General features: G+C 72.0%; 2 pseudogenes. Both read right to left on the bottom strand.

Annotation, left to right across the window (positions count from 1 at the left end):
- Positions 1-132 (bottom strand): annotated as a pseudogene (locus KVS69_RS18820) (chromosome partitioning protein ParB); the annotation flags it as partial.
- Positions 129-443, bottom strand: a pseudogene (locus KVS69_RS18815) (ATPase); the annotation flags it as partial. The pseudogenes KVS69_RS18820 and KVS69_RS18815, both read right to left, overlap by 4 nt.

Raw genomic sequence — 443 nt, 5'->3', positions numbered from 1 at the left:
GTCGCCCTTGCCCAGCGCGTCGGCGTCGCCCTGGCGAATCCACGCCTCGGCGTGCGGATTCGCGGGCGGACGCGCGCCGATGCCGACGCGCTTTGCCGTGCGCTTGCTGTTCGGTGGCGGATTCGCGGTCATGTCGGCCACCGCAGCAGTTCGTCCACCAGTGCGGTGATTTCGCGGGCGGCGGCGCTGTCCGGCGCCGTCTCGCGTGCAAGCCGGCCAGCGGCCACGCTGTCGGCGAACACGATGCGCTGATGCACTTCCGCGCGCAGCGCAGGAAGCGGCTGGTCGGCGAGCGCCTGGCGCGCTTCGCGCCCGATCACGGTGGTACTGACGCGCCGATTGATGACGAAGGCCGCGCGCAGCGCAGGCCGAAACACCTGCGCCTCGCGGATCAGCGCCACCATCTCGGCGCTGGCCCACAGGTCGTAGGGGCTGGGTTGCAC

The organism is Stenotrophomonas sp. GbtcB23 (assembly GCF_019091045.1).
Taxonomy (GTDB): Bacteria; Pseudomonadota; Gammaproteobacteria; order Xanthomonadales; family Xanthomonadaceae; genus Stenotrophomonas; species Stenotrophomonas rhizophila_A.
Note: the sequence above shows the minus strand (reverse complement) of the source record. Positions and strands in the feature narration are given on the sequence as shown.